The following is a 25,100-nucleotide window of genomic DNA, read 5'->3' on the forward strand; positions in this document are numbered from 1 at the left end:
ATCTTCTGCGTCGGTGCTTCTGGATGTTTCGGGCTCCGGGCCCGATTACTTGATCAGGTAGATCGTGGCGAAGAGGCCGATCCAGACGACATCGACGAAGTGCCAGTAGTAGGACACGACGATGGCGGCGGTTGCCTGCTCGTGAGTGAACCGCCGAGCCGCATAGGTGCGACCAAGGACCAGCAGGAAGGCGATGAGTCCGCCCGTCACATGCAGTCCGTGGAAGCCGGTTGTCAGGTAGAACACCGAGCCGTACGGGTCGGAGGAGAGCGAGAGCCCGTCCTTCTTGACCAGTTCGGTGTACTCGAAGACCTGACCGCCGATGAAGATCGCACCCATGATGAAGGTGACGGTGAACCACATCCTGAGCTTCTTCACGTCCCCGCGCTCGGCGGCGAAGACGCCGAGCTGACAGGTCAGGGAGGAGAGCACCAGGATCGTGGTGTTCGTCGCCGAGAACGGAAGGTTCAGGCTGGACGCCATTTCCTTCCAGTGATCCGGCCCGGTCACCGATCGCAGGGTGAAGTACATCGCGAAGAGGGCCGCGAAGAACATCAGCTCGGAACTCAGCCAGATGATGGTTCCGACGCTGGTGAGGTTCGGCCGATTGACCGACGGGTGCGCGTGCCCGGTTTCTACTGTCGTTGCTGTCGCCACGACCGACATTATGTCGGTCGCTTATCCCGCCCTCACCCCGGGGGGTGCCGTTCGGAGTGTTGACGGGGTGTGTCCAGCCCGTATGGCCCATCGAAGCCCTGTCCGAACCGGTGTTGACGAGGTGTTCAAGGGAGTAGCATCCGCGCATCGGGCAGGCTCCGGCCGGCCCGGCCGCTTCATGTCCGTACGACGCCGACGTCCCGGAGGAAGAATGCAGCCGACCGCCACGGTGCTGGTCTACAGCGACGACTCCAACACCCGCGCACAGGTGCGGCTCGCCACCGGGCGCAGGCCCGCTCCGGACGTTCCCGTCGTGGAGTTCGTCGAGTGCGCGACGCCGGCCGCCGTCATCATGGAGCTCGACAAGGGCGGCATCGACGTGTGCGTGCTGGACGGCGAGGCGGTTCCGCTGGGCGGCATGGGCGTCTGCCGGCAGATCAAGGACGAGATCTTCGACTGCCCGCCCGCGCTCGTCCTCATCGGGCGCCCTCAGGACGCCTGGCTGGCCACCTGGAGCCGTGCGGACGCCGCGGTCACCCTTCCGGTCGACCCGGTGGAGTTCGCCGAGTCCCTGGCCGCCCTGCTGCGCCGCAAGAACCTGCAGAGCGTCTGAGAATCCGCGCCTCCGGGCCCTGCCGTGGCATCCCCGCCCGCCCTGCGGACGACGGGGACGTGACGACAGGGCCCGGAGCGGCGCGGTCTCACACACTCTCGGGGCGAAGCCTCGCGCGCTCGGCCGGAGTCGGGGCGTCCGGTGATCCGGCCACGAGCGCGCTGCCCTCGCGCCAGCTCTTCCAGCCGAGGTTCCAGTCACCGAAGCCGTTGCCGAACGGGTCCATCATGTCGCCGTTCGAGTTGACGACCTTGACGATGTCACCCTCGTTGAAGGTGTCGAAGAACCACTCGGCGTTGCTGGTGCTCATGCCGGTGCAGCCGTGGCTGACGTTGGCGGACCCCTGCGAACCGGTGGACCAGGGCGCGGCGTGCACGTACTCGCCGCTCCAGGTCACCCGTGTGGCGTAGTACACGGGCAGGTCGTAGGAATCCGAACTGCCCTCGGCGATACCGATGCTGGTACCGCGCATCTGTACGTAGTACTCCTTGCCCAGCACGACCTTGACGCCGTTGCGGGTCTCGAAGCCGGGCTTGCCGGTGGTGACGGGGATCTCGTTGATCTGCTCGCCGTTGCGGTAGACCGTCATCTCGTGCGAGCCGGCGTCGGTGACGGCGATGAGCCGGTCGCCCGTGGTGAGCTTCAGGGTCTTGGCGTTGCCGCCCCACAGCCGCTCACCGATCTTGATGCCGGCGAGGTTGCTGTGCGCCGTGATGGTGGCGTGGGTGGGCCAGTACTCCTTGGGCCGGTAGTGGAGCGTCTTGTCGTCCACCCAGTGCCAGGTGCCCTCCACGGCGGGCGAGGAGTCGACCTTGAGGGCACGCTCGACGACCGCGCGGGCCGCCTTGTCCTTGACGGGGGCGCTCAGTTCGGCGGTGACGGGCTGACCGACCCCGTACTTGCCGGCCTTGGGGCCGAACTCGACGTCGAGCGTCTTCTTGGTCTTGGGGGTGCTGGTGTCGAAGCCGAGAACCTTGCGCCCGGGGGCGCCGTCCTCGTCCTCGGTGCTCACCCGGACCGTGTAGTGGGCTCCTGCGGCCAGCGGGGAGGTGCTGTGCCAGCGACTGCCGTCGGCGGCCAGTTCGCCCGCCACATAGCGTCCTGACGCGTCGGTGGCCGTCACGTCGGTGATGCGCCCGTCGTCATCCTCGGAGGTGATTTCGAGCGGCTTGTCGGGGTCGACCTTGCCGGGCTTCTTGCTCTCTCCGACGGGGCCGTTGAACGAGATCTGTCCCGCCGCGTCGTACGGCTTCGCCGAGAGCGGGTGGCCGTCGGAGCCGCAGGCGGTGACGCCCGCTCCGAGGGCGACCACCAGCGCGGTGCAGCTGACGACCGTGCGGATTCGCGGTGAGTGGTTCATGAGCTCACGCTATGAACGCCCGTCAAGGACGGCGCGCCGGGTGGGCCGAGTGAGGGACAGAAGTCGTGGCAAACGGGGGAGCCCGGACTCTCCTGACGGAGTGTCCGGGCTCCCCGGGGTTCAGCGCGTGCTACTGGGTGCGGTTCTCACCGTGGTAGTACTCGAAGACCCAGCCCCACAGGCCGATCACGATGATCGGGGCCGAGAAGTAGAGCAGCCACCAGCCGAAGACGACGCCCATGAAGGCCAGGGCGCCACCGACGCCGAGCGCGAGCGGCTGCCAGCTGTGCGGGCTGAAGAAGCCCACCTCGCCGGCCTCGTCCGCGACGTCGGCCTCCTTGTTGTCCTGCGCCAGCTGGTCGACCCGCCGGGCCGTGAAGGCCAGGTAGTAGCCGATCATCACGCTCAGGCCGAAGCCCATGAAGAGGGCCGTGGTGCCGGCCGGCTCCTTGGACCACACGCCGTAGACGATCCCCATGACGAGGATGAACGCGGCGAGCCAGAGGAACATCTTGCCTTGGACCTTCACTTGCCGGCCTCCTTGCCACCAGCGAGAGCCGACGAGCCGGAACCGGCGTGCTCGAGCTGGTCGAGCGCGGCGATCTCGGGGTGGTGCAGGTCGAACGCCGGGGATTCACTGCGGATCCGCGGCAGGGTGAGGAAGTTGTGCCGCGGCGGCGGGCACGAGGTGGCCCACTCCAGCGAGCGGCCGTAGCCCCACGGGTCGTCGACCTCGACCTTCTTGCCGTACTTGGCCGTCTTCCACACGTTGTAGAGGAACGGCAGGATCGACAGGCCGAGCAGGAACGAGCTGATCGTCGAGATCGTGTTCAGCGCGGTGAAGCCGTCGGCCGCGAGGTAGTCCGCGTAGCGACGCGGCATGCCCTCGGCACCGAGCCAGTGCTGCACCAGGAACGTGCCGTGGAAGCCCACGAACAGCGTCCAGAAGGTGATCTTGCCGAGCCGCTCGTCGAGCATCTTGCCCGTCATCTTCGGCCACCAGAAGTGGAAGCCGGAGAACATCGCGAACACCACGGTGCCGAACACCACGTAGTGGAAGTGCGCCACCACGAAGTACGAGTCCGAGACGTGGAAGTCCATCGGCGGCGAGGCCAGGATGACGCCGGTCAGACCACCGAAGGTGAAGGTGATGAGGAAGCCGACGGCCCAGAGCATCGGTGTCTCGAAGGACAACGAGCCCTTCCACATCGTTCCGATCCAGTTGAAGAACTTCACGCCGGTCGGTACGGCGATGAGGAACGTCATGAAGGAGAAGAACGGGAGCAGTACGCCACCGGTGACGTACATGTGGTGCGCCCACACGGTCACGGACAGGCCGGCGATCGCGATGGTCGCGCCGATGAGACCCATGTAGCCGAACATCGGCTTACGGGAGAACACCGGGATGACCTCGGAAATGATGCCGAAGAACGGCAGCGCGATGATGTACACCTCTGGATGGCCGAAGAACCAGAAGAGGTGTTGCCAGAGCAGTGCTCCGCCGTTGGCCGCATCGAAGACATGCGCCCCGAATTTTCGATCCGCCTCCAGGGCGAACAGGGCCGCCGCGAGAACGGGGAAGGCGAGCAGCACCAGTACGGCGGTGAGCAGCACGTTCCAGACGAAGATCGGCATGCGGAACATCGTCATGCCGGGAGCGCGCATGCAGATGATCGTGGTGATGAAGTTGACCGCGCCGAGGATGGTGCCGAAGCCGGAGAAGGCCAGACCCATGATCCACATGTCGGCGCCGATGCCCGGCGAGCGGACCGCGTCGGACAGCGGGCTGTAGGCGAACCAGCCGAAGTCGGCAGCGCCCTGCGGGGTGAGGAAGCCACCGACCGCGATCGTCGAGCCGAACAGGTAGAGCCAGTAGGCGAACATGTTCAGCCGCGGGAACGCCACGTCGGGCGCGCCGATCTGCAGCGGCATGATCCAGTTCGTGAAACCGGCGAACAGCGGCGTCGCGAACATCAGCAGCATGATCGTGCCGTGCATCGTGAACGCCTGGTTGAACTGCTCGTTCGACATGATCTGCAGTCCGGGGCGCGCCAGTTCGGCACGCATGAGCAGCGCCATGACGCCGCCGATGCAGAAGAACGCGAACGACGTGACCAGATACAACGTGCCGATCGTCTTGTGGTCCGTGGTGGTGAGCCACTTGATCACAACACTGCCGGGCTGCTTGCGCCGAACCGGCAGCTCGCTCTCGTACGAGTCTTCGGCTGCGTCGGCACCCTGGGGTTCATTGAGGATGCTCACAGGTTGTTCGTCTCCCGGTTCTTCTCGTGGCCCGTCTGCTCAATGCCGGCCGGGACGTAACCGGTCTGTCCCTTCGCCGCGAGCTCCTTGAGGTGGGCCTCGTAGCGCTCGGGGGAGACGACCTTCACGTTGAAGAGCATCCGGGAGTGGTCGACACCGCACAGCTCGGCGCACTTGCCCATGAAGGTGCCCTCGTGGTTCGGGGTCACCTGGAAGGAGTTGGTGTGCCCCGGGATGACGTCCTGCTTCATGAGGAACGGCACCACCCAGAAGGAGTGGATGACGTCACGCGAAGTGAGGACGAAGCGGACCGTCTTGCCCTTGGGGAGCCAGAGAGTCGGACCCGGGTTGCCCGTCTGCGGGTTCTTCGTGCCGGGCGTACCGACGTCGTAGACACCGCCGGCGTTCACCGGGAAGTCCTTCTTGAACCGGTCCGGAATGGCCGCCAGGTTCGGATCTGTCTTGGCGTTCCCGGAGGAGCCGGGTACGTCCGCGACGTAGTTGAAGCCCCAGCTCCACTGGAAGCCCACCACGTTGACCGTGACGTCGGGCTTCTTGTCGAGGCTGAGGAGCTTCGTCTCGTCGCGGGCCGTGAAGTAGAACAGCACCGAGACGATGATGAGCGGGACCACGGTGTACAGCGCCTCGATGGGCATGTTGTACCGGGTCTGCTGAGGAACTTCGACCTTGGTCCGGCTGCGCCGATGGAAGACGACGCTCCACAGGATCAGGCCCCAGACCAGCACGCCCGTGGCGAGCGCGGCCGCCCACGAGCCCTGCCAGAGGGAGAGGATCCGCGGAGCCTCATCCGTCACCGGGGTGGGCATACCAAGGCGGGGGAAGTCTTCCCAGTTGTACGAGCAACCAGTGGCTGTCGCCAGGACCAGGCCCGCAGTCATTGCCTGCAGCAGCTTCCGCCGCATCGGGCGCCGCGGCGTGGGGGTACCGCCCGCGCCCCCCAGGGCGTGGGGGAGGTCGGAGCCGTTGGGACTCACGTAGCGCCTTCCCGAGAGTCTCGCCCGCGCTGTTGGCTGCGGCCTTCTCGCTGGTCGGTCGCCGCCCTGCGTCGGGCAGGGGTTTGGATGTTTATGCGGACCAAACCCTACTGGACGCTATTTGGGGTCGCGCGGGGAGGGTGCCCAACGCGCCGCCCGACTCCCCGAAGGAGTGCTGTTTCTCCTGGAGGGCACTCCTCCGCGTCCTGGAATGCCCCACTCCGGATGCCTTCTGACGGCCCTTTGGGGCGACGGACTAGCGTGGTGGCGTGTCCTACTTCGACGCCGCGTCCGCGGCTCCGCTGCACCCCGTCGCCCGACAGGCCCTGCAGGCCTCGCTCGACGAGGGGTGGGCCGACCCCGCCCGCCTGTACCGGGAGGGGCGGCGGGCCCGGCTGCTGCTCGACGCCGCGCGTGAGGCGGCGGCCGACGCGGTGGGCTGCCGCCCGGACGAGCTGACCTTCACCACCTCCGGGACCCGCGCGGTGCACTCCGGTATCGCGGGCGCCCTGGCGGGCCGGCGGCGCGTCGGAGCCCACCTGATCGTGTCAGCCGTCGAACACTCGTCGGTACTCCATTCGGCGGAGCTGCACGAGGCGTCGGGCGGCACGGCGACACGGATCCCGGTCGACCGGACGGGCCGGGTGTCCCCTTCCTCGTACGCCGGGGCCCTGCGCGCCGACACCGCGCTCGCCTGTCTGCAGTCGGCCAACCACGAGGTGGGCACCGAGCAGCCGGTGGAGGAGGTCGCACAGGTGTGCCGGGGGGCGGGTGTGCCGCTCCTGGTGGACGCGGCGCAGTCGCTGGGCTGGGGCCGGGTGGAGGGCGACTGGTCCCTGCTGACGGCAAGTGCCCACAAGTGGGGCGGGCCTTCGGGGGTCGGACTGCTCGTGGTGCGCAAGGGAACCCGGTTCGCTCCCCAAGGGCCCTCGGACGAACGGGAGTCGGGAAGGGCGCCGGGCTTCGAGAACATCCCCGCCGTGGTCGCGGCGGCCGCCTCGCTGCGCGCGGTCCACGCGGAGGCCGCACAGGAGGCGGTGCGGCTGCGGGAACTGACGGAGCGGATCCGGGGACGCGTGCCCGGCCTGGTCCCGGATGTCGAGGTGGTCGGCGACCCGGTCCGGCGACTGCCGGGGATCGTCACCTTCTCCTGTCTCTATGTCGACGGAGAGACACTGCTGCACGAGCTGGACCGGGTGGGCTTCTCCGTCTCCTCGGGCTCCTCGTGCACCAGCAGCACCCTCACTCCCAGCCATGTCCTGAAGGCCATGGGCGTCCTGAGCGAGGGCAACGTCCGGGTGTCGCTGCCGCCGGGGACCCCGGAGGAGGACGTCGAGCGGTTCCTCGCGGCGCTGCCGGACACGGTCGCGGCGGTGCGCGAGAGGCTCGGCGCGCCGACGTCGGCGGTCACGGAACCCGCCGCCCCGGTCGACTCCCGGGTGGTCGACGCGCTGGTGGTCGACGCGCTGGGCCGGCGCTGCCCCATCCCCGTCATCGAGCTGGCCAAGGTCATCGGGGACGTGCCGGTCGGTGGCACGGTCCGGGTCCTCGCCGACGACGAGGCGGCCCGGCTCGACATCCCGGCGTGGTGCGAGATGCGGGGGCAGGAGTACGTCGGTGAGGAACCGGCGGACCACGGTTCGGCCTATGTGGTCCGCCGGCTGTCCTAGTCGGTCACGGCAGGACCCGATCCGGCGTGGTCCCGGGGTCCGCCGGTCACGCTAGGAGAGGTGTGTCCGCACCTCGGCGGCGGCCTCGTGGCCGTACGCCTTGGTGAAGCGGTCCATGAAGTGGCCGCGGCGCAGTTGGTACTCCTGCGTGCCGACCGTCTCGATGACGAGGGTGGCGAGCATGCAGCCGACCTGGGCGGCGCGCTCGTGGGAGACGCCCCAGGCCAGGCCGGAGAGGAAACCGGCCCGGAACGCGTCGCCGACACCGGTCGGGTCCGCCTTGAGCTCCTCCTCCGGGCAGCCGACCTCGATCGGGTCCTCGCCGACGCGCTCGATGCGGACACCGCGCGCGCCGAGGGTGGTCACTCGGTGGCCGACCTTGGAGAGGATCTCCTCGTCGGTCCAGCCGGTCTTGGACTCGATGAGGCCCTTCTCGTACTCGTTGGAGAAGAGGTACGTCGCGCCGTCCAGCAGTATCCGGATCTCCTCGCCGTTCATGCGCGCGATCTGCTGCGAGAAGTCGGCGGCGAAGGGGATCGCGCGGGAGCGGCACTCCTCGGTGTGGCGGAGCATCCCCTCGGGGTCGTCCGCGCCGATCAGGACGAGGTCGAGGCCGCCGACCCGGTCCGCGACGGCCTTGAGCTCGATGAGGCGGGCCTCGCTCATCGCGCCCGTGTAGAACGAGCCGATCTGGTTGTGGTCGGAGTCCGTCGTGCAGACGAAGCGCGCGGTGTGCAGCACCTCGGAGATGCGGACGGAGTCGGTGTCGACGCCGTGCCGGTCCAGCCAGGCGCGGTAGTCCTCGAAGTCGGAGCCGGCCGCCCCGACGAGGATCGGCCGGGTGCCGAGCTGGCCCATGCCGAACGCGATGTTCGCGCCGACCCCGCCCCGGCGGACGTCGAGGTTGTCGACCAGGAAGGAAAGGGAGACCGTGTGCAGCTGATCCGCGACCAACTGGTCGGCGAAACGGCCGGGAAAGGTCATGAGGTGGTCGGTGGCGATGGAGCCGGTGACTGCGATACGCACGGCTAGGACACGCTCCTGCGAGGGGAGGGGATTGACAGTTAACGCTACCGGTTCGGCACGGGACCTCTGAAGCGGGCAAAACTACCCGATAGTAGATCTTTCTTCGTGACGGCAGGCATGCATACGGTGCCGGTATGACGAACCTCAAGGTCCCAGGCACCGCTCCGCTCGGCCCGGCCGGCGACCTGGACGGTGATCTCGCGACGCTGCGCGGCGACTGTGCCCGTATGGCCGGTAACTGGGCTGCTCCCACCACGGCCTCCGCCCTTCCCGGCGGTCCCGGCGGTCTTCCTGTCTCCCCCTCCCTCATCCGCGGGGTGACCGTGCCGTCCACCTCCGCGCGGATGCTGGACGAGATGTCCGACTACGGCGACTGACGCGCGGCGCCGGAGCGGTGCCGCCGTCCGGGTGAGGACCCGGCGCCGCCGTCCGGGTGAAACGCGCGGAGCGCCCGCAGGGAACCGTGCGCTCCCCCGCTGCGTCCCATCGCTGTCCCCTGTAAGGGGGATGCGGTGTACGACCTTGCGGAGCCCGTCTTCGACAGGGCCCGGCCAGGGGACAGCAGTGGAGCCGAAGGAGCGATGCGGTGAGCACCGAGCGACCCGACAACGACGCGACCGATCCCGTCGAGGGTGACGCCAGGGGTCCTGTCGAGGACGCCGCGGAGGACACCGTCCCGGAACCCGCCGCCAAGGGCGCCGAGGCCGGCGACGAGCGCCCCTCCGGGGAGTCCGGGGAGCCCCCGGAGTCCGGACAGTACCGGGACTCCGGGGACTCCGGGGAAGCGCCTGTCGCGGTGCCTTCCGGGGAGCGCGACGCGAGCGACGGTCCGGCCGTGCCGCGTCGTCGGCACACCCCCGTGATCGTCGCGGTCGCCGCGGCGGTGCTGCTCGTCGGGGGCGGTGGCGCCTACGTCGCCACGAGCGCGGCGGGCGGCAGCGGCTCCTCGGGGGCGCCCGGCGACGCCGGCACTCCCCCGCCGCTCACGCTCGACGGTTACTCCGGGACGGCCACGAGCACCGGACCCTCCGGCGGCTCGAACGGCATCGCCCCCGGCGAGCCCGACCCCTACGGCACGACCTACCGCGCCGAGGGCACGCTCCCGGCGGGGCCCGGCTCCGCGCCGGTCCACTGGGCCGAGGGCAGCGTGACGCGGGCGGAGGTGGAGCGGCTCGCGAAGGCGCTGGACCTGGCGGGCACGCCCCGGCTGGTCGGGGACGCCTGGACGGTCGGCGCGGTGAAGGACGGTTCGGAGCCCAACCTGCGGGTGAACGCGGACGCTCCGGGGACCTGGACGTTCAGCTACGCGATCCCCGGGACCGACAACTGCCCCCGGGGCAAGCCGTGCCGGCCCGGCGGGTCGGGCGTTCCGTCGGGGCAGGGACCGGGTCCGGTCAGCGAGGCCGCGGCGAGGAAGGCGGCCGCTCCCGTGCTGAAGGCCGTGGGCCAGGACGAGGCGAAGGTCGACGCCACCCAGCTCATGGACCGCGTCAGGGTGGTGAACGCCGACCCGGTGGTGGGCGGTCTGCCGACCTACGGGTGGACGACCGGTCTGCGGATCGACGGTGAGGGTCATGTCATCGGCGGCAGCGGCCAGTTGAAGACGCCGGTGAAGGGCGACACGTACCCGGTCGTCGGCGCGCGGCGGACGCTGGACCTGATGAACGGGTCCGCCTCGGGCGCCTCGCCGTCGGGAGGCGGACGCATGGGGATCGGCGGCTGCGCCAGCCCCGTACCGCTGAAGGACCGGGACGAGATGCCGTGCGAGCACCCGACCGCGGCGGGCCGGGCGCCGACGGTGACCGTGGAGAAGGCGACCTTCGGACTGGCGGCGCACCGGGCGGACGGGCGGCAGGCACTGGTGCCGTCATGGCTGTTCGAGGTGCGGGCGCCGGGTGCCGGGGACACCTACACCGTGACCCATCCGGCGATCGACCCCGAGTTCCTGGCCGGGCCCGGGTCACCGGGCCTGCCGACTCCGGCTCCCACGTCGCCGGGCGAGAAGCCGTCCCCGTCGGCGACCACGCGGGATGTGCGCGTCCAGGGCTACACGGCCGACGGCAGGGAGCTGACCGTCTCCTTCACGGGCGGGGTGTGCGCCGAGTACACGGCCGCGGCGAAGGAGAGCGGGGACCAGGTGACCGTCACGGTCACGGAGAAGCCCGAGCAGGGCAAGGTCTGCATCATGATCGCCAAAATCTACGAGCGGACGGTGCGGCTGGACGGACCCCTGGACGGCCGGAGCGTCGTCGGGAGTGACGGCCGGGCGATCCATCAGGGGCGGGTCACCGGTCCCGCGGCGTCCGGTTCCACCGCGGCGGGACCGCGGTAGCGAACCCGGTCCCGGCGGAGCGCTGGGCCGGCTGCGGCGGTCCGGCGGGTTCCGGATACACGAAGGCGGCGTCCCTGTCGGAGGGGGACGCCGCCTTCGTCCGTACTCGGCGTGCGGGCGTGTTCGACCGGAGCCGTGAGCCGCGGGCTCGGCTCAGTGGCAGTCGGCACCGGCGAACCCGGGCCCGGTCGATGCCGGGCCCGGCCGGGCCGTGCCGTCCTAGCTGAAGGAGTCGCCGCAGGCGCAGGAGCCCGTCGCGTTCGGGTTGTCGATCGTGAAGCCCTGCTTCTCGATGGTGTCCACGAAGTCGATGGAGGCGCCGCCGAGGTACGGGGCGCTCATGCGGTCGGTGACGACCTTGACGCCGCCGAAGTCCTTCACGACGTCGCCGTCGAGGGAGCGCTCGTCGAAGAACAGCTGATACCGCAGACCGGAGCAGCCGCCGGGCTGAACGGCGACGCGCAGCGCCAGGTCCTCACGGCCTTCCTGGTCGAGCAGGGCCTTGACCTTGCCCGCGGCGGCGTCGGACAGCATGATGCCGTCGCTCACGGTGGTGGTCTCGTCCGATACGGACATCTGCTTCTCTCCCGGGTTGTACGGAGACTGCTTGCCGACGGTTGCAACCGGCGGGGCCGCGGATTCATTCCGGGCCGTGTGCGTGTCTTTGCCTTCTCCGTTCATGCTCGCACACACGCCCGCGCACGGGCCACGGCCTGTGGACAACCCCACGGACGCCGGAGGCACCCCGCCGGAACGGCGACCGGGATTCACGTCACATGGACGCTATGGACGTCGTCAACATGACGTGAAGCGGTTATGATAGATAACGTCAATTAGACGAAAAGGTATCGTTCCGCCGGGCCCGCCCCCTTGGGAGCCCGGCGAGCCGCAGAACAGAAAGGGTGCGTGTCGTGACCACCGCCCAGACCCAGGATCTCGACGTACAGCCGACGCCCCTCGCCCTGCTGCTGCTCGGCCGCGAGGCCGACCCGAGGAGCGAGCGCGGCGTCGAGTGCCCCGGCGACCTGCCCTCGCCGTCCGACCCGGACCTGGTCGAGCGCGCCCGCGCGGCCAAGGAGAAGCTCGGCGACAAGGTCTTCGTGCTCGGCCACCACTACCAGCGCGACGAGGTCATCCAGTTCGCGGACGTGACCGGTGACTCCTTCAAGCTCGCCCGGGACGCGGCGGCCCGCCCGGAGGCCGAGTACATCGTGTTCTGCGGTGTGCACTTCATGGCCGAGTCCGCGGACATCCTCACCGGCGACGACCAGAAGGTCGTCCTCCCCGACCTCGCCGCGGGCTGCTCGATGGCCGACATGGCCACCGCCGAGCAGGTCGCCGAGTGCTGGGACGTGCTGACCGAGGCCGGCATAGCCGAGCAGGTCGTGCCCGTCTCGTACATGAACTCCTCCGCCGACATCAAGGCGTTCACGGGCAGGCACGGCGGCACGATCTGCACGTCCTCGAACGCCGAGCGGGCCCTGGAGTGGGCCTTCGAGCAGGGTTCGAAGGTGCTCTTCCTGCCCGACCAGCACCTCGGCCGCAACACCGCCGTCCGCGACATGGGCATGTCCCTGGACGACTGCGTGCTCTACAACCCGCACAAGCCGAACGGCGGGCTCACCACGGAGCAGCTGCGCGACGCGAAGATGATCCTGTGGCGCGGTCACTGTTCGGTGCACGGCCGCTTCAGCGTGGACTCGGTGAACGACGTCCGCGCGCGCATCCCCGGTGTCAACGTCCTCGTGCACCCCGAGTGCAAGCACGAGGTCGTCTCGGCGGCCGACTACGTCGGCTCCACGGAGTACATCATCAAGGCCCTGGAGGCCGCCCCGGCCGGCTCCAAGTGGGCGATCGGCACCGAGCTGAACCTCGTGCGACGCCTCGCGAAGCGGTTCGCGCCCGAGGGCAAGGAGGTCGTCTTCCTCGACAAGACGGTCTGCTTCTGCTCGACGATGAACCGCATCGACCTGCCGCACCTGGTGTGGACCCTGGAGTCCCTCGCCGAGGGCAACCTCGTCAACCGCATCGAGGTCGACAAGGAGACCGAGGCGTTCGCCAAGCTGGCGCTGGAGCGGATGCTGGCACTGCCGTAGTCCGTGCTCCCGCGGGCCCTGGGCCCGCGGCGACACGAGGGCCCCCGTCCCGGCGCGTGAACGCCGGGACGGGGGCCCTTGTGCGGAACCGGGTCAGACTCCGGCCGGCTCCGGGGACTTGTCCTTGTCCTCGTGGCCCTCGTGACTGACGTCGTCCTGACCGGACGTCGCCGCCCGCTTCGCCGCCTTCTTCTTCGCCCGGCGCTCCTTGCGGAGTTCGACCATCGCGTAGAGCGTCGGGACGAGCAGCAGGGTCAGCAGCGTCGAGGTGATGAGACCGCCGATCACGACGACCGCGAGCGGCTGCGCGATGAAGCCGCCCTCACCGGTCACGCCCAGCGCCATCGGCAGCAGGGCGAAGATCGTCGCCAGTGCCGTCATCAGGATCGGACGGAGCCGGTGCCGGCCGCCCTCGACGACGGCCTCGACCACGCCGTACCCCTGCCTGCGGTACTGGTTGATGAGGTCGATCAGCACGATCGCGTTGGTCACCACGATGCCGATGAGCATCAGCATGCCGATCATCGCCGGAACGCCCATGGGGGTGCCGGTGAGGACGAGCAGGCCGATCGCGCCGGTCGAGGCGAACGGGATCGACACGAGCAGGATCAGCGGCTGGATCAGCGAGCGGAACGTCGCCACCAGCAGCATGAAGACGATCGCGATCGCCGCCAGCATCGCGAGGCCCAGCGACGCGAACGCGTCGTCCTGGTCCGACGAGACGCCGCCGATCGACGCCGTTGCGCCCGCGGGCAGCTTCAGCTTGTCGAGCTTCGCCGTGAGGTCCGCGCTGACCGCGCCCGTGTTGTCGCCGGTCGGCTTGGCCGTGATGGTGGCCGCGCGCTGACCGTCGATCCGGGTCATCGAGACCGGCCCGTCGACCAGCTTCACGTCCGCGATGTCACCGAGCTTCACCGCGCCGAGCCGCAGCCCGCGCAGCTCCGCGAGCGTGGTGGCCGGCTCGGCGGACCGGATGACGACATCCCGCTCGGAGTCGTCCAGGATCGCCTTGCCGCTGGTCGTCCCGCGGACCGCCTCGCCGACGGCGGCGCCGAGCGTGGCGTCGTTGAAACCGGCCGCGGCAGCCTTGGAGTTGGCCTTGACCGAGATGCGCGGCACGCTCTGCGCGAGGTCGCTCGTGACGTCGGTGACGTCGTCGAGCTTCGCGACCTCGTCACGGACCGTGCTCGCGGCTTCCCGCAGCACGTCCCCGTCGGCGGCCTTCACGACGACGCTGAGGTCCTGGCTGCCGAAGCCGTCACCGGCGGACACCGTGGTGGTGCCGACGCCGGAGAGCTCGCCGAGCCCCTTCTCGATGCGGTCCTGGACGTCCTCGTACGACGCCGAGTCGTCCAGCATGACCTGGTAGGACGCCTGGTTGGTGTCCGTGCCGCCGCCGAAGGCCGCCATGAAGCCGGAGGAGCCGATGGTGACCTGGTAGTTCTTGACGCCCTGGATGCCGCCGAGGAGCTTCTCGACCTTCTTCGCCTGCGCGTCGGTCGCGGCCAGGCTGGTGCCGGGCTTCAACTCCTGCTTGACGGTGAGGACTTCCTGGTCGCCTTGGTCGAAGAAGTTCGTCTTCAGCAGGGGCGCCATGCCGAACGTGCCGACGAGGACGGCGACCGCGATCAGCACACTGGTGAGGCGGCGACGCGTCGCGAAGCCCAGGACGGGGACGTAGAAGCGCTGCAGACGGCTGCGCTCCTCCTTCTCCTCGGCCTTGCGCCGGGCCTCCTCGGCGTCCGCGGGCGTGCCCTTGGGCGCGCGCAGGAACCAGTAGGAGAGCACCGGGACGACTGTCAGCGAGACGAGCAGGGAGGCCAGGAGCGCCGCCGTGACCGTCAGGCTGAAGGAGCCGAACAGTTCGCCGACCATGCCGCCGGTCAAACCGATCGGCAGGAAGACGGCGACCGTGGTGAGGGTCGAGGAGGTGACCGCTCCGGCCACCTCGCGGACCGCCGCGAGGATCGCCTGTTCGCGCTCCTCGCCGTATCCGAGGTGCCGCTTGATGTTCTCCAGGACGACGATCGAGTCGTCGACGACCCGGCCGATCGCGATGGTGAGCGCGCCGAGCGTCAGCATGTTGAGCGACAGGTCGCGGGTCCACAGGACGACCAGCGCCAGCACCACCGACAGCGGGATGGAGACGGCGGTGACCAGCGTCGAGCGGACCGACGCGAGGAACACCAGGATGACCAGGACCGCGAAGAGGAGGCCGAGGGCGCCCTCGGTGGTCAGGCCGTGGATGGACTTCGAGACGGCGGGTCCCTGGTCGCTGACGACGGTGATCGTCGAGCCGGCGCCGAGGTCCTTGCGCAGTCCGGGGAGCTTGTCCTTGACGGCGTCGGAGATGGCGACCGCGCTGCCGTCGTGGTCCATGGTGAGGCTCACCGCGAGGCTCGGGCGGCCGTCGGTGCGCGTGATGGAGTCGGCCGGGGCCTGCTCCTGCCGGACGTCGGCGACGGCGCCGAGGCGGACCGGCTTCTTGCCGGGGCCGCCGGAGACCATCAGGTCCTTGATCTGGCCGAGCGAGGTGAAGCCGCCGCCGACCTGGACGGTGCGGTTGCTGCCGTCCTCGTCGAAGGAGCCGGCCGGGACGGTCGCCCCGCCTGCCTGCAGGGCCTGGCCGAGGGCCGTGGAGGTGAGTCCGGCCTTCGCCATCTTCCTGTCGTCGGGCGTGACGGTGACCTGGAGGTCCCGCACACCGGCGACGGTGACACGGCCGACGCCCTCGAGGGCCGGGACGACGGTGCGGTCGAGCTGGTCGGAGAGCGCCTGCTGGTCCTTGTCCGAGGTGACGGCGAGGACGACGGTCGGCATGTCGTCGGTCGAACCGGCGATGACCTGCGGGTCCACGCTGTCCGGGAGCTGGGCGCGGGCCCGGTTCACGGCCTGCTGGACGTCGGCGACGAGCTGCTTGGTGTCGTTGCCGTACTCGAAGGACGCCATGATCACGGCGTTGCCCTCGGCGGCGGTCGAGGTGACACCCGTGATGCCGTCGACGCCTTCGAGGTTGTCCTCGATGGGCTCGACGACCTGCTTCTCGACCACATCCGGAGAGGCACCCTGGTACGGCGCCAGCACGGACACCATGGGCAGTTCGATGGTGGGCAGCAACTGCTGCTTGAGCTGGGGGATCGCTATCGCCCCGAAGGCGAGCGCGATGATCGACATCAGCCCGATGAGGGCCCGCTGCGCGAGGCTGAATCTGGACAGCCAGGACATGGGTGGTGGGTCTCTCTTCTGTGGTTCGAGCGGAAGGCGGGGAGCGTGGGTACCCCACGTCACACCCTGGGCCATGAACGGGCGACGATCCGTAGCCCCTGGGTCCATTTCCTTACGCGGAACCTACTCCAGGCGCAGTACGCCCAGGTGAACCTCAGTCCACCCGTGGGCGTACCAGGCCGGACTCGTACGCGATCACGACGAGCTGGGCCCGGTCGCGGGCGCCGAGTTTGGCCATGGCCCGGTTGACGTGTGTCTTCACCGTGAGCGGGCTGACCTCGAGGCGCTCGGCGATCTCGTCGTTGGAGTGTCCTCCGGCGACCTGGACGAGGACCTCGCGCTCGCGCCCGGTGAGTGCGGCGAGCCGGCCGACGCCGGCCCGGCCGGGCCCGTCCTCGGCGCCGTCGCCCTGCGCGAGGAACTTGGCGATCAGCCCCTTGGTCGCCGCCGGGGACAGCAGGGCCTCGCCGCCGGCCGCGATCCGGATGGCGGCGAGCAGTTCGTCGGGTTCGGCGCCCTTGCCGAGGAACCCGGAGGCGCCGGCCCGCAGCGACTGCACCACGTACTCGTCGACCTCGAACGTCGTCAGCATCACGACCCGGACGTGCGCGAGGCGCGGGTCGGCGGTGATGAGGCGGGTGGCGGCGAGGCCGTCCGTGCCGGGCATGCGGATGTCCATGAGCACGACGTCGGGGCGCTCGCTGCGGGTCAGCGCGACCGCCTCGGCGCCGTCGGACGCCTCGGCCACGACCTCCATGTCCGGCTCCGAGTCGACCAGCACGCGGAACGCGCTGCGCAGCAGTGCCTGGTCGTCGGCGAGCACGACACGGATGGTCATACGGGATCCCCCAGGGCAGGCGCGCGGTTCTTGACCGGAAGGATCGCATGGACGCGGAAGCCGCCTCCGTAGCGGGGACCGGCCGTGCAGCTCCCGCCGATCGCGGTGGCCCGCTCCCGCATGCCGAGCAGCCCGTGGCCGCCGCCCTCCTGCGGGACGACGTCCTGTCCCGGCCCGTTGTCGAGGACGGTCACCTCCACGTGGTCCCCGACGCGGACGACGCTGACCTCGGCCTTCGCTCCCGGCCCCGCGTGCTTGCGGACGTTGGTCAGGGCCTCCTGGATCACGCGGTACGCGGCCAGGTCGACGGCGGCGGGCAGCACGGCGCCCTGGTCGGAGCGGGCCACTTCCACGGGCAGGCCCGCGTTGCGGAAGGTGTCGGCAAGTTCGTCGAGCCGGGCCAGTCCGGGGGCGGGTTCGGTGGGGGCCTCGGGATCGCCGGTCTGGCGCAGCAGACCCACGGTGGCGCGCAGCTCGTTCAGCGCCGACCGGCTGGCCTCGCGTACGTGGGCGAGGGCCTCCTTGGCCTGGTCGGGACGCTTGTCCATGACGTGGGAGGCGACGCCCGCCTGGACGTTGACGAGCGCGATGTGGTGGGCGACGACGTCGTGCAGGTCGCGGGCGATGCGCAGCCGTTCCTCGGCGACCCGTCGGCGTGCCTCCTCCTCACGGGTGCGTTCGGCGCGTTCGGCGCGCTCCCGGATGGCGTCCACGAAGGCGCGCCGGCTGCGGACGGCGTCGCCGGCTGCGGCGGCCATGCCGGTCCAGGCGAAGATGCCGAGGTTCTCCTGGGCGTACCAGGGCAGTGGTCCGGCGAGCATCGCGACGGCGGTCAGCACGGTCATGGTGACCAGTCCGACCCGCCAGGTCGTGGGACGGTCGGTCGCCGAGGCCACGGTGTACAGGGCGACGACGGCGGACATCACGACCGGGGCCCGGGGATCGCCGGTGAACAGCTCGACGAGGGAGAACCCGACGGTCGCCGCGAGGACCTTCATGGGGGCCCGGCGGCGGAAGACGAGCGCGCCGGAACCGAGCACCATGAGGACGAGGCTGAGGGCGTCGGGGGTGCGGGCGCTCCAGGTCGTGCCGTTCTCACCGTGCGGATCGACGAAGGAGCCGGCCGCCATACAGGCGAGGACGCCGGTGGCGAGGGCTGCGTCCAGGGCGAGGGGGTGGGCCCGCAGCCAGTCCCTCGTACGCTCCACGGTGCTCACCCCGCCCACGGTACGGTGCCCCGCCCCGCCCCGGACCGGGTGGTAAGGGTGCTGCCCGCCACAGTTCTCGCGCCGTCCCGGGCCGCGTCGTGGCCCGGCACCGGGCCCGCGTAGGCGGTGGGGTCAGCCCGGGATCAGGCCGTCGTCGCTGAGCATCTCCCGGACCTCTTCGAGGGTGGCGTCCGGGGACGGGAGGATGAGCTCCGACGGCTCCAGGGAGTCGTCGGGAAGCGGGGACCCGGCCGCGCGGACCGCGTCCAGGAGTGCCCCGAGGGTGCGGCGGAAGCCGGAGTCGTCGCCGCGCTGCATCTCGGCGAGCAGCTCGTCGTCCAGCCTGTTCAGCTCGGTGAGGCGGGCATCGTCCAGCCTCACCTGCCCCTCCCCCATGATCCGTACGATCATGTCGCCCTCCTCAGGCGTGGGCCCGGTAGGTCACTGCTTGTCGAAACGGGGTGTGTCCTGGGGCTGCGGCGACGACTGGGACTGGCCCGGGCCGCCCTCGATCGCCTGCTGCGACGACGAGGAACCGCCGGCCAGCTCCGCCTTCATGCGCTGCAGCTCCAGCTCTACATCCGTACCACCGGAGAGCCGGTCCAGCTCGCTCTGGATGTCGTCCTTGGCCAGGCCCGACTGGTCGTCCAGGGCACCGGAGGCGAGCAGCTCGTCGATCGCGCCGGCCCGCGCCTGGAGCTGCGCGGTCTTGTCCTCGGCCCGCTGGATGGCCATGCCCACGTCGCCCATCTCCTCGGAGATGCCGGAGAAGGCCTCCCCGATCCGGGTCTGCGCCTGGGCCGCCGTGTACGTGGCCTTGATCGTCTCCTTCTTCGTACGGAAGGCGTCGACCTTGGCCTGGAGGCGCTGGGCCGCGAGGGTGAGCTTCTCCTCCTCGCCCTGCAGCGTCTGGTGCTGCGTCTCCAGGTCGGTGACCTGCTGCTGGAGCGCGGCGCGGCGGGACAGGGCCTCACGGGCCAGGTCCTCACGGCCGAGCGCGAGCGCCTTGCGGCCCTGGTCCTCCAGCTTGGTGGACTGGCCCTGGAGCTGGTTCAGCTGCAGTTCCAGGCGCTTGCGGCTCGTCGCCACGTCGGCGACACCACGGCGCACCTTCTGGAGCAGCTCCAGCTGCTTCTGGTACGAGTAATCGAGGGTTTCGCGCGGGTCCTCGGCCCGGTCAAGGGCCTTGTTCGCCTTCGCGCGGAAGATCATCCCCATACGCTTCATGACACCGCTCATGGGCTTCGCGCGCCCCCTTCTGACGGACTCCAGCTCCAGGTACTGCAACAGAACCCACAGTACGGGCCCTGCATCCATTACCGCACTGTTCGGGGACGGATGCGCTCATCCCCAAGGACGACTGCGACCGACACCGCTCCGGCGTAGGGAGTAGGTGACACCCGGGGTCCACCGGGCGCAACGTCCCCTCTGTCCCACTACAGACGTACGGTGTTGCCGGATCGTTCCCCACTCGCACGACGTCCATGCCCGCGAACCCCGTACCCTTGGGTTTTGTGTTCCGAAGCCGTGCGAAGGAAGAGAAGGCCCCCGCCGCCAAGGCGCAGGCCGACTCCAAGATGACCCGTGACCCGCAGGCCCCCAAGGGCCGCCCCACTCCGAAGCGCAGTGAGGCCCAGACCCAGCGCCGCAGCGTCGCCACGACGCCGACGACGCGCAAGGAGGCGGCCAAGCGCCAGCGCGACGACCGTCGCACCCAGATGGAGCGCCAGCGCCAGGCACTGGCCAACGGCGACGAGCGCTACCTGCCCGCGCGCGACAAGGGCCCGGTGCGCCGCTTCGCCCGTGACTTCGTGGACTCGCGGTTCTGTGTCGCCGAGTTCTTCCTGCCCATGGCCGTGGTCATCCTCGTCATGAGCATGCTCCGCGTCGGTGCGCTGCAGAACATCGCTCTGCTGCTGTGGCTGGTCGTCATCGTGCTGATCGTGCTCGACTCGGTCGGCATCGCGATCCGCATGAGGAAGCAGCTCGCCCAGCGCTTCCCGGACCAGTCCACCAAGGGCGCGGTCCGCTACGCGCTGATGCGCACCCTCCAGATGCGTCGACTCCGGCTGCCGAAGCCGCAGGTCAAGCGCGGAGAGCGGCCCTGAGCGCGACGTCTTTCTCCGGGGGCGCGGCGGATGCCTGGCTGAGCAGGCTGGGCGGTCTGCGTGATGTCGTACGACAGGAGCTGGTGGCCCGGCAGCTCGACGAGCAGATAGCCGGGCGCTACCCCGTGGGGCAGCGGCTGCGGGTGCTGGACGTCGGGATGGGCCAGGGCACGCAGGCCCTGCGGCTCGCCCGGGCCGGCCACCAGGTGACCGGCCTCGAACAGGACGCGACGATGCTGTCCGTGGCCCGGGAGGCGCTGGCCGCCGAGCCCGAGGGCATCCGGAGCCGGGTGCGCCTCATCGAGGGCGACGGGCGCGAGACCGGGGTGCACTTCCTGCCGGGCAGTTTCGATGTGGTGCTGTGCCACGGCGTCCTGATGTACGTCCAGGAGCCGGACGCGCTCCTCGCGGGCCTCGCCCGGATGCTGGCCCCGGGCGGCCTGCTCTCGCTGCTGGTGCGCAACGCGGACGCGCTGGCCATGCGCCCCGGTCTGCACGGCGACTGGGCGGCGACGCTGTCCGCCTTCGACACGACCGCCTACACGAACCGGCTCGGGCTCGACGTCCGCGCCGACCGGCTCTCGACGCTGACCGGCGCGCTCGCCGGGATCGGGGCACCGCTGCACGCCTGGTACGGGGTGCGGGTCTTCACGGACACCGCGGCCGACGGCACGGCCGTTCCCGAGGACGTGGAGACGCTGCTGGCCGCCGAGGAGCGGGCCGGGCGCACCGATCCGTACCGCCAGGTGGCGGCACTGCTGCACCTGTGCGGCGTGCGGGGCTGACCGTCGGGCCGACGGCAGGACCGCGGGAGCCCCTGAGACCCGTTCGGGTGAGCACCGCAGGCAGTGACACCCGGCGCGAAGCGACACTTCGGGCATGGATGCCTCCCGTGCCCTCGCCCGCGCCCGTGTTCATCCCCTCCGGCGCCGCGCGTCGCTGGCCCTGCTGGCCGGCGTGGCGGTGCTGGTGTCCGGCTGCTCGGCCGACGGGACGGGGACCGGCTCCGGCTCCGGCCGCAAGGAGGGCTCGACCACCACGCAGGCGGCGGCGCCCGCGGCGGCCGACGACCTCCAGGACAACTACCTGAAGGTGATCAAGAACGTCCTGCCGTCGGTGGTGCAGATCCAGGCGAGCGGCGCGCTCGGCTCGGGCGTCGTGTACGACGACTCGGGACGCATCGTCACCAACGCGCACGTCGTCGGGGACGAGAAGAAGTTCACGGTCACGACGGCCAGCGACGAGGGCGAACTGACGGCGAGCCTGGTCTACGCGTACCCGGAGCAGGATCTCGCGGTCATCAAGCTGGACAAGCCGCCGCAGGGTCTCAAGGCGGCGGTCTTCGGGGACTCCTCGAAGGTGGAGGTCGGGCACATCGTGCTCGCGATGGGCTCTCCGCTCGGTCTGTCGTCCAGCGTGACCCAGGGCATCGTGTCGGCGACCGGACGTACCGTCAGCGAGGGCGGTTCCGGGGGCGGTACGGGCGCCACCATCGCCAACATGGTGCAGACCTCCGCGGCCATCAACCCCGGCAACAGCGGGGGCGCGCTGGTGAACCTCGACGGCCAGGTCATCGGCATCCCGACCCTCGCCGCCACCGACCCCGACCTCGGCAACAGCGCGGCGCCCGGCATCGGCTTCGCGATCCCCGCCTCCATGGTGCGGACGGTCGCGGACCAGATCATCAAGGACGGCCGGGTCACCGACTCGGGCCGGGCCGCGCTCGGCATCACCGGACGGACCGTGGTGGACGCCTCCTCGCAGCCCGCGGGCGTGGCCGTGGCGCAGGTGAAGAGCGGCGGCGCGGCCGACAAGGCCGGCATCGAGCCCGGCGACGTCATCGTGGGGCTCGACGACACGGCGGTCACCAGCATCACCTCGCTCTCCGAGGCGCTCGCCGCGGACAAGCCGGACGACAAGGCCGAGGTGACGTTCACCCGCGACGGGAAACGCAGGACGGTCGAGGTGACGCTGGGTGAGATCTAGCGGGTGCCGCCGGGACGCGTCCCGGCGCGCGGGTTGCCGGGGCGGGGCCCCGGCAACCCCGACCGGCCTACTCCGGATCGGCCTCCGGTTCGGCGTGCAGGCTCATCGGACCGTAGATCTGCGTGCTGTCCTCGAAGAGGAACACCTGGTCCGCGCCGCCCGCCAGGAGATCCTTCCAGACCTCGCCGATCCAGGACTCGGCGTCGCCCTGGGTGGTGAACTCCTCGGGCTGCACCGCGGGTTGGACCTCTGTCCCGTCGGACTTCTCGAACCGCCACGTCCATGCCGCCATGTACGCCTCCAAGGTGTGAGCCCAGTGCACAGCGGAGGCCGGACAAGATCCGGCTCCCCTCCGAAGCCTAGCCGGACGCGCAAGACCTGCGGGGACACGGAAAAATCGTCGGCGTGGAACTGACTCTGCTCGGCACCGGTGCCCCCGCGGGCCTGCCCCGCCCCGACTGTCCCTGCGCGGCCTGCGCGTCCGCGCTCGGCGAGAGGGCGCGCGCGGCGACCGCGCTGCTCGTCGACGGCACGCTGCTCCTCGACCTGACCCCGGGCGCCGCGTTCGCGGCGGCGCGCGCCGGACAGTCGCTGGCCGGCGTCCGGCAGGTCCTGCTCTCGCATCCGCACGACGGGCCCGCCGTGGAGGTGCCGGCCGGGCTGCCGCAGCCCGGCCGGGTGCCGGACGGGCGGGAGTTGGCGCTGCTGACCGGACACCGGGTACGGGCGGTGCCGATGGACTCGCCGGGCACGGGATACGCGGTGACCGGGCCGGACGGGCTGCGGCTGCTGTACCTGCCGCCGGGCGGCGCGCCCGCGGGCCTGGACGAGAACGGCGACGCGTACAACATGGTGCTCGCCGACGTGGTGGGGCGGCCGGACGCGCTGGCGAGACTGCGGGCGGTCGGTGCGGTCGGCCCGACGACGGACGTGATCGCGGTGCACCTCGACCACGACGTGCCGCCCGGGCCCGAGCTGCGGCGGCGGCTCGCGGCGGCGGGCGCGCGGGCGGTGCCCGACGGGACGACGCTGGACGTGGGTGTCTACGAGGACGTGCCGGACGTCCCGCGCAGGACGCTGGTGCTCGGCGGAGCGCGGTCGGGCAAGTCGGTGGAGGCGGAGCGGCGCCTGGAGGCGTTCCCGGAGGTGCTGTACGTCGCCACGGGGGGCACGCGCGGCGGGGACTCCGAGTGGGCGTCGCGTGTCAGCGTCCACCGTGAGCGCCGGCCCGGGTCCTGGCGCACCGTCGAGACCTGCGACCTGGTCCCGCTCCTCACGGAGGACGGGCCGCCGCTGCTCGTCGACTGCCTCTCCCTGTGGCTGACCGACGCGATGGACGAGGTGAACGCGTGGGACGACGCCGAGTGGTCCGGCGGCGGCGAACGCGCCCTGCGGGCCCGCACGCGGGAGCTGGTCGCCGCGGTCCGCGCCACCCGCCGCACGCTCGTCGCCGTCTCGAACGAGGTCGGCTCGGGCATCGTCCCGGCCACCGCGTCGGGCCGCCGCTATCGCGACGAACTCGGGCGCCTGAACGCGCAGTTCGCCGACGAGTGCGAACACGTGCTGCTGCTGGTGGCGGGACAGGCGCTGCGGCTGCGGGGCTGAGACGCCGGACGCGTGGCCTCGCGCCTCAGGGCTCCCGGCGGGCGACCACGCGGTACGCGTTCGAGAAGCGGGTGCGGCGCAGGAGGGGGGCCATCAGATGGTCGAGCGCCGCGGTGGAGGCGAGGAGCGGGGCGGACGCCCTGGTCAGGCCCGTCCGCAGCCTGCGCTGGAGGGGCGTCGGGGGCGCGGGGCGCCAGGGGGCGTCGAGGCCGGGAAGGGTCCGCCCGAGGGCCAGCGCGACGGCGCCCGCGAGGTCGTAGGGGACGTGCGGCTCCCGGCGGTCCGTCACGACGACGGCGCAGCCGAGGGACTCCAGTTCGCCGAGCAGGTTGGGCAGCGGCATGAGGTGGAGATGGCGCGGCTGGCCGTACGCCACCCACCACTTGCCGAGCAGGGGGCCGAACGCGCTGTCCGGGTCGGGGACTTCGACGAGGAGGTGGCCGCCGGGACGGAGCACCTCCAGGGCGGCCCGCAGTTCCTCGCGCGGGTCGGGGGTGTGCTCCAGATGGTGGAACATGCTCACGACGTCGTAGCGGCCGCGCAGCCGCTCGGCGATCCGCGGGTCGGTGAGCCGGCCGACGTGGGCCTCCTCCACCCGTCCGGCGGCGCGCGCCTTCTCGACACGCCGTGTCGCGTCGAGTCCGTCGAAGGACGTGTACGGGAGGACCTCCCGCGCCGCCTCCGGGAAGTGTCCGAGCCCGGTGCCGATGTCGAGCCAGCTCTCCGGCTCGGGGAAGGGCAGCATGGCGCGGGCGGCGGCGCGGTGGCGCCGGGTACCGCCGCGGGCGCCGAGCAGCCGGTCGGCCAGGCCCTCGTGGGCCTCCTCGCGGCCGTCCCGGTCGTAGAAGGCCAGCCCCTCGGGGGTGAGCCGGGGATTCTGGAAGGCGTGGGCGCAGTCCCCGCACTCGTCGACGACGAACGTCCCCGGCTTGCGCTGGCGCAGGTCGGGCGTCCGCAGCCGGGTGCGCAGGCGCCGCGAGCCGCACCAGGGGCAGTCGGCTCGGCGCGGTTCGTGGAACCGCTCGGTGCCCTGGGCGAGTTCGGCCGCGTAGGCGGCCCGGCGTTCGGCGATCGGCAGCGAGGTGGGGGGCATGGGCGCTCCTGTCGGGGACGAGCCGT

General features: G+C 70.8%; 23 protein-coding genes. 9 read left to right on the forward strand and 14 right to left on the reverse strand.

All coding sequences use genetic code 11. From position 1 onward, the window contains the following. Positions 1 to 45: 45 nt before the first annotated feature. The gene (locus ABZT74_RS07670) at positions 46 to 666 is read right to left on the reverse strand and encodes a heme-copper oxidase subunit III (protein ID WP_081216795.1); all 621 of its coding nucleotides are present in this window, start codon (positions 664 to 666) and stop codon (positions 46 to 48) included. Between the two features lie 202 nt (positions 667 to 868). Between ABZT74_RS07670 and ABZT74_RS07675 the strand changes: the two genes are divergently transcribed. Continuing rightward, positions 869 to 1,270 carry a hypothetical protein gene (locus ABZT74_RS07675; RefSeq protein WP_356165713.1) on the forward strand — a complete coding sequence of 134 codons (402 nt, stop codon included), beginning with the start codon at positions 869 to 871 and terminating at the stop codon, positions 1,268 to 1,270. Between the two features lie 88 nt (positions 1,271 to 1,358). Here ABZT74_RS07675 and ABZT74_RS07680 read toward each other — a convergent pair whose 3' ends face one another. The 4 genes from ABZT74_RS07680 to coxB form a co-directional block, all read right to left on the reverse strand. Further along, a complete protein-coding gene (locus ABZT74_RS07680) occupies positions 1,359 to 2,630 on the reverse strand; it encodes an Ig-like domain-containing protein (RefSeq protein ID WP_355870569.1) in 1,272 nt (423 codons plus the stop codon). Between the two features lie 130 nt (positions 2,631 to 2,760). After that, positions 2,761 to 3,159, reverse strand: a complete 399-nt coding sequence (locus tag ABZT74_RS07685) for a cytochrome c oxidase subunit 4 (RefSeq protein ID WP_081216798.1) — start codon at positions 3,157 to 3,159, stop codon at positions 2,761 to 2,763. Next, positions 3,156 to 4,892, reverse strand: a complete 1,737-nt coding sequence (gene ctaD, locus ABZT74_RS07690; RefSeq protein WP_081216799.1) for a cytochrome c oxidase subunit I — start codon at positions 4,890 to 4,892, stop codon at positions 3,156 to 3,158. Before ctaD ends, ABZT74_RS07685 begins: the two co-directional genes overlap by 4 nt. Further along, positions 4,889 to 5,815 (reverse strand): cytochrome c oxidase subunit II, encoded by a 927-nt coding sequence (coxB, locus tag ABZT74_RS07695; RefSeq protein WP_356433824.1) that lies wholly within the window; start codon positions 5,813 to 5,815, stop codon positions 4,889 to 4,891. Before coxB ends, ctaD begins: the two co-directional genes overlap by 4 nt. 341 nt (positions 5,816 to 6,156) lie before the next feature. Between coxB and ABZT74_RS07700 the strand changes: the two genes are divergently transcribed. Further along, positions 6,157 to 7,557 (forward strand): aminotransferase class V-fold PLP-dependent enzyme, encoded by a 1,401-nt coding sequence (locus ABZT74_RS07700; RefSeq protein WP_356165716.1) that lies wholly within the window; start codon positions 6,157 to 6,159, stop codon positions 7,555 to 7,557. 51 nt (positions 7,558 to 7,608) lie between these two features. Here the strand turns inward: ABZT74_RS07700 and ABZT74_RS07705 are convergent, their stop codons facing one another. Beyond that, positions 7,609 to 8,583: a carbohydrate kinase family protein gene (locus ABZT74_RS07705; RefSeq protein ID WP_356165718.1), complete on the reverse strand. Its 975-nt coding sequence runs from the start codon at positions 8,581 to 8,583 to the stop codon at positions 7,609 to 7,611. 134 nt (positions 8,584 to 8,717) lie between these two features. Here ABZT74_RS07705 and ABZT74_RS07710 point away from each other — a divergent pair, with 134 nt between their 5' ends. Both ABZT74_RS07710 and ABZT74_RS07715 read left to right on the forward strand, forming a co-directional pair. Then, the gene (locus tag ABZT74_RS07710; protein ID WP_356165721.1) at positions 8,718 to 8,960 is read left to right on the forward strand and encodes a hypothetical protein; all 243 of its coding nucleotides are present in this window, start codon (positions 8,718 to 8,720) and stop codon (positions 8,958 to 8,960) included. Between the two features lie 458 nt (positions 8,961 to 9,418). Then, positions 9,419 to 10,915, forward strand: coding sequence for a hypothetical protein (locus tag ABZT74_RS07715; RefSeq protein WP_356166151.1), 1,497 nt, complete (start codon positions 9,419 to 9,421; stop codon positions 10,913 to 10,915). Between the two features lie 219 nt (positions 10,916 to 11,134). Here the strand turns inward: ABZT74_RS07715 and ABZT74_RS07720 are convergent, their stop codons facing one another. Next, entirely contained in the window at positions 11,135 to 11,491 is a 357-nt protein-coding gene (locus tag ABZT74_RS07720; RefSeq protein WP_168527757.1) for an iron-sulfur cluster assembly accessory protein, read from the reverse strand. Positions 11,492 to 11,826: 335 nt separating this feature from the next. Between ABZT74_RS07720 and nadA the strand changes: the two genes are divergently transcribed. Beyond that, the gene (nadA, locus tag ABZT74_RS07725; protein WP_355870556.1) at positions 11,827 to 13,011 is read left to right on the forward strand and encodes a quinolinate synthase NadA; all 1,185 of its coding nucleotides are present in this window, start codon (positions 11,827 to 11,829) and stop codon (positions 13,009 to 13,011) included. 93 nt (positions 13,012 to 13,104) lie between these two features. Here the strand turns inward: nadA and ABZT74_RS07730 are convergent, their stop codons facing one another. The 5 genes from ABZT74_RS07730 to ABZT74_RS07750 form a co-directional block, all read right to left on the reverse strand. Then, positions 13,105 to 16,236 (reverse strand): efflux RND transporter permease subunit, encoded by a 3,132-nt coding sequence (locus tag ABZT74_RS07730; RefSeq protein WP_356433722.1) that lies wholly within the window; start codon positions 16,234 to 16,236, stop codon positions 13,105 to 13,107. A gap of 154 nt (positions 16,237 to 16,390) precedes the next feature. Then, positions 16,391 to 17,074, reverse strand: a complete 684-nt coding sequence (locus ABZT74_RS07735) for a response regulator transcription factor (protein ID WP_355870551.1) — start codon at positions 17,072 to 17,074, stop codon at positions 16,391 to 16,393. Beyond that, positions 17,071 to 18,291: a sensor histidine kinase gene (locus ABZT74_RS07740; RefSeq protein ID WP_356433723.1), complete on the reverse strand. Its 1,221-nt coding sequence runs from the start codon at positions 18,289 to 18,291 to the stop codon at positions 17,071 to 17,073. The genes ABZT74_RS07735 and ABZT74_RS07740 overlap by 4 nt, the downstream gene beginning before the upstream one ends. Before the next feature lie 123 nt (positions 18,292 to 18,414). Next, on the reverse strand, positions 18,415 to 18,693 hold the full coding sequence (locus ABZT74_RS07745; RefSeq protein WP_351424478.1) for a hypothetical protein: 279 nt from the start codon (positions 18,691 to 18,693) through the stop codon (positions 18,415 to 18,417). A gap of 30 nt (positions 18,694 to 18,723) precedes the next feature. Continuing rightward, a complete protein-coding gene (locus ABZT74_RS07750; RefSeq protein WP_355870729.1) occupies positions 18,724 to 19,521 on the reverse strand; it encodes a PspA/IM30 family protein in 798 nt (265 codons plus the stop codon). A 245-nt stretch (positions 19,522 to 19,766) separates the two neighbouring features. Between ABZT74_RS07750 and ABZT74_RS07755 the strand changes: the two genes are divergently transcribed. From ABZT74_RS07755 to ABZT74_RS07765, 3 genes are all read left to right on the forward strand, one after another. Next, positions 19,767 to 20,390 carry a DUF3043 domain-containing protein gene (locus ABZT74_RS07755; protein WP_355870546.1) on the forward strand — a complete coding sequence of 208 codons (624 nt, stop codon included), beginning with the start codon at positions 19,767 to 19,769 and terminating at the stop codon, positions 20,388 to 20,390. Positions 20,391 to 20,473: 83 nt separating this feature from the next. Continuing rightward, positions 20,474 to 21,175, forward strand: coding sequence for a methyltransferase domain-containing protein (locus tag ABZT74_RS07760; RefSeq protein WP_356165728.1), 702 nt, complete (start codon positions 20,474 to 20,476; stop codon positions 21,173 to 21,175). Between the two features lie 94 nt (positions 21,176 to 21,269). Continuing rightward, a complete protein-coding gene (locus tag ABZT74_RS07765) occupies positions 21,270 to 22,376 on the forward strand; it encodes a trypsin-like peptidase domain-containing protein (protein WP_356433724.1) in 1,107 nt (368 codons plus the stop codon). A 67-nt stretch (positions 22,377 to 22,443) separates the two neighbouring features. On the opposite strand, the gene ABZT74_RS07770 is transcribed toward ABZT74_RS07765, so the two are convergent. After that, a complete protein-coding gene (locus ABZT74_RS07770) occupies positions 22,444 to 22,668 on the reverse strand; it encodes a hypothetical protein (protein ID WP_355870538.1) in 225 nt (74 codons plus the stop codon). 113 nt (positions 22,669 to 22,781) lie between these two features. Between ABZT74_RS07770 and ABZT74_RS07775 the strand changes: the two genes are divergently transcribed. Then, positions 22,782 to 23,981: a bifunctional adenosylcobinamide kinase/adenosylcobinamide-phosphate guanylyltransferase gene (locus tag ABZT74_RS07775; RefSeq protein ID WP_355870535.1), complete on the forward strand. Its 1,200-nt coding sequence runs from the start codon at positions 22,782 to 22,784 to the stop codon at positions 23,979 to 23,981. Positions 23,982 to 24,006: 25 nt separating this feature from the next. Here ABZT74_RS07775 and ABZT74_RS07780 read toward each other — a convergent pair whose 3' ends face one another. After that, complete coding sequence (locus tag ABZT74_RS07780) at positions 24,007 to 25,074, reverse strand: class I SAM-dependent methyltransferase (protein WP_356433725.1); 1,068 nt, start codon at positions 25,072 to 25,074, stop codon at positions 24,007 to 24,009. Between the last annotated feature and the right edge of the window lie 26 nt (positions 25,075 to 25,100).

Source organism: Streptomyces sp. NPDC005302 (genome assembly GCF_040607345.1).
Classification (GTDB): domain Bacteria; phylum Actinomycetota; class Actinomycetes; order Streptomycetales; family Streptomycetaceae; genus Streptomyces.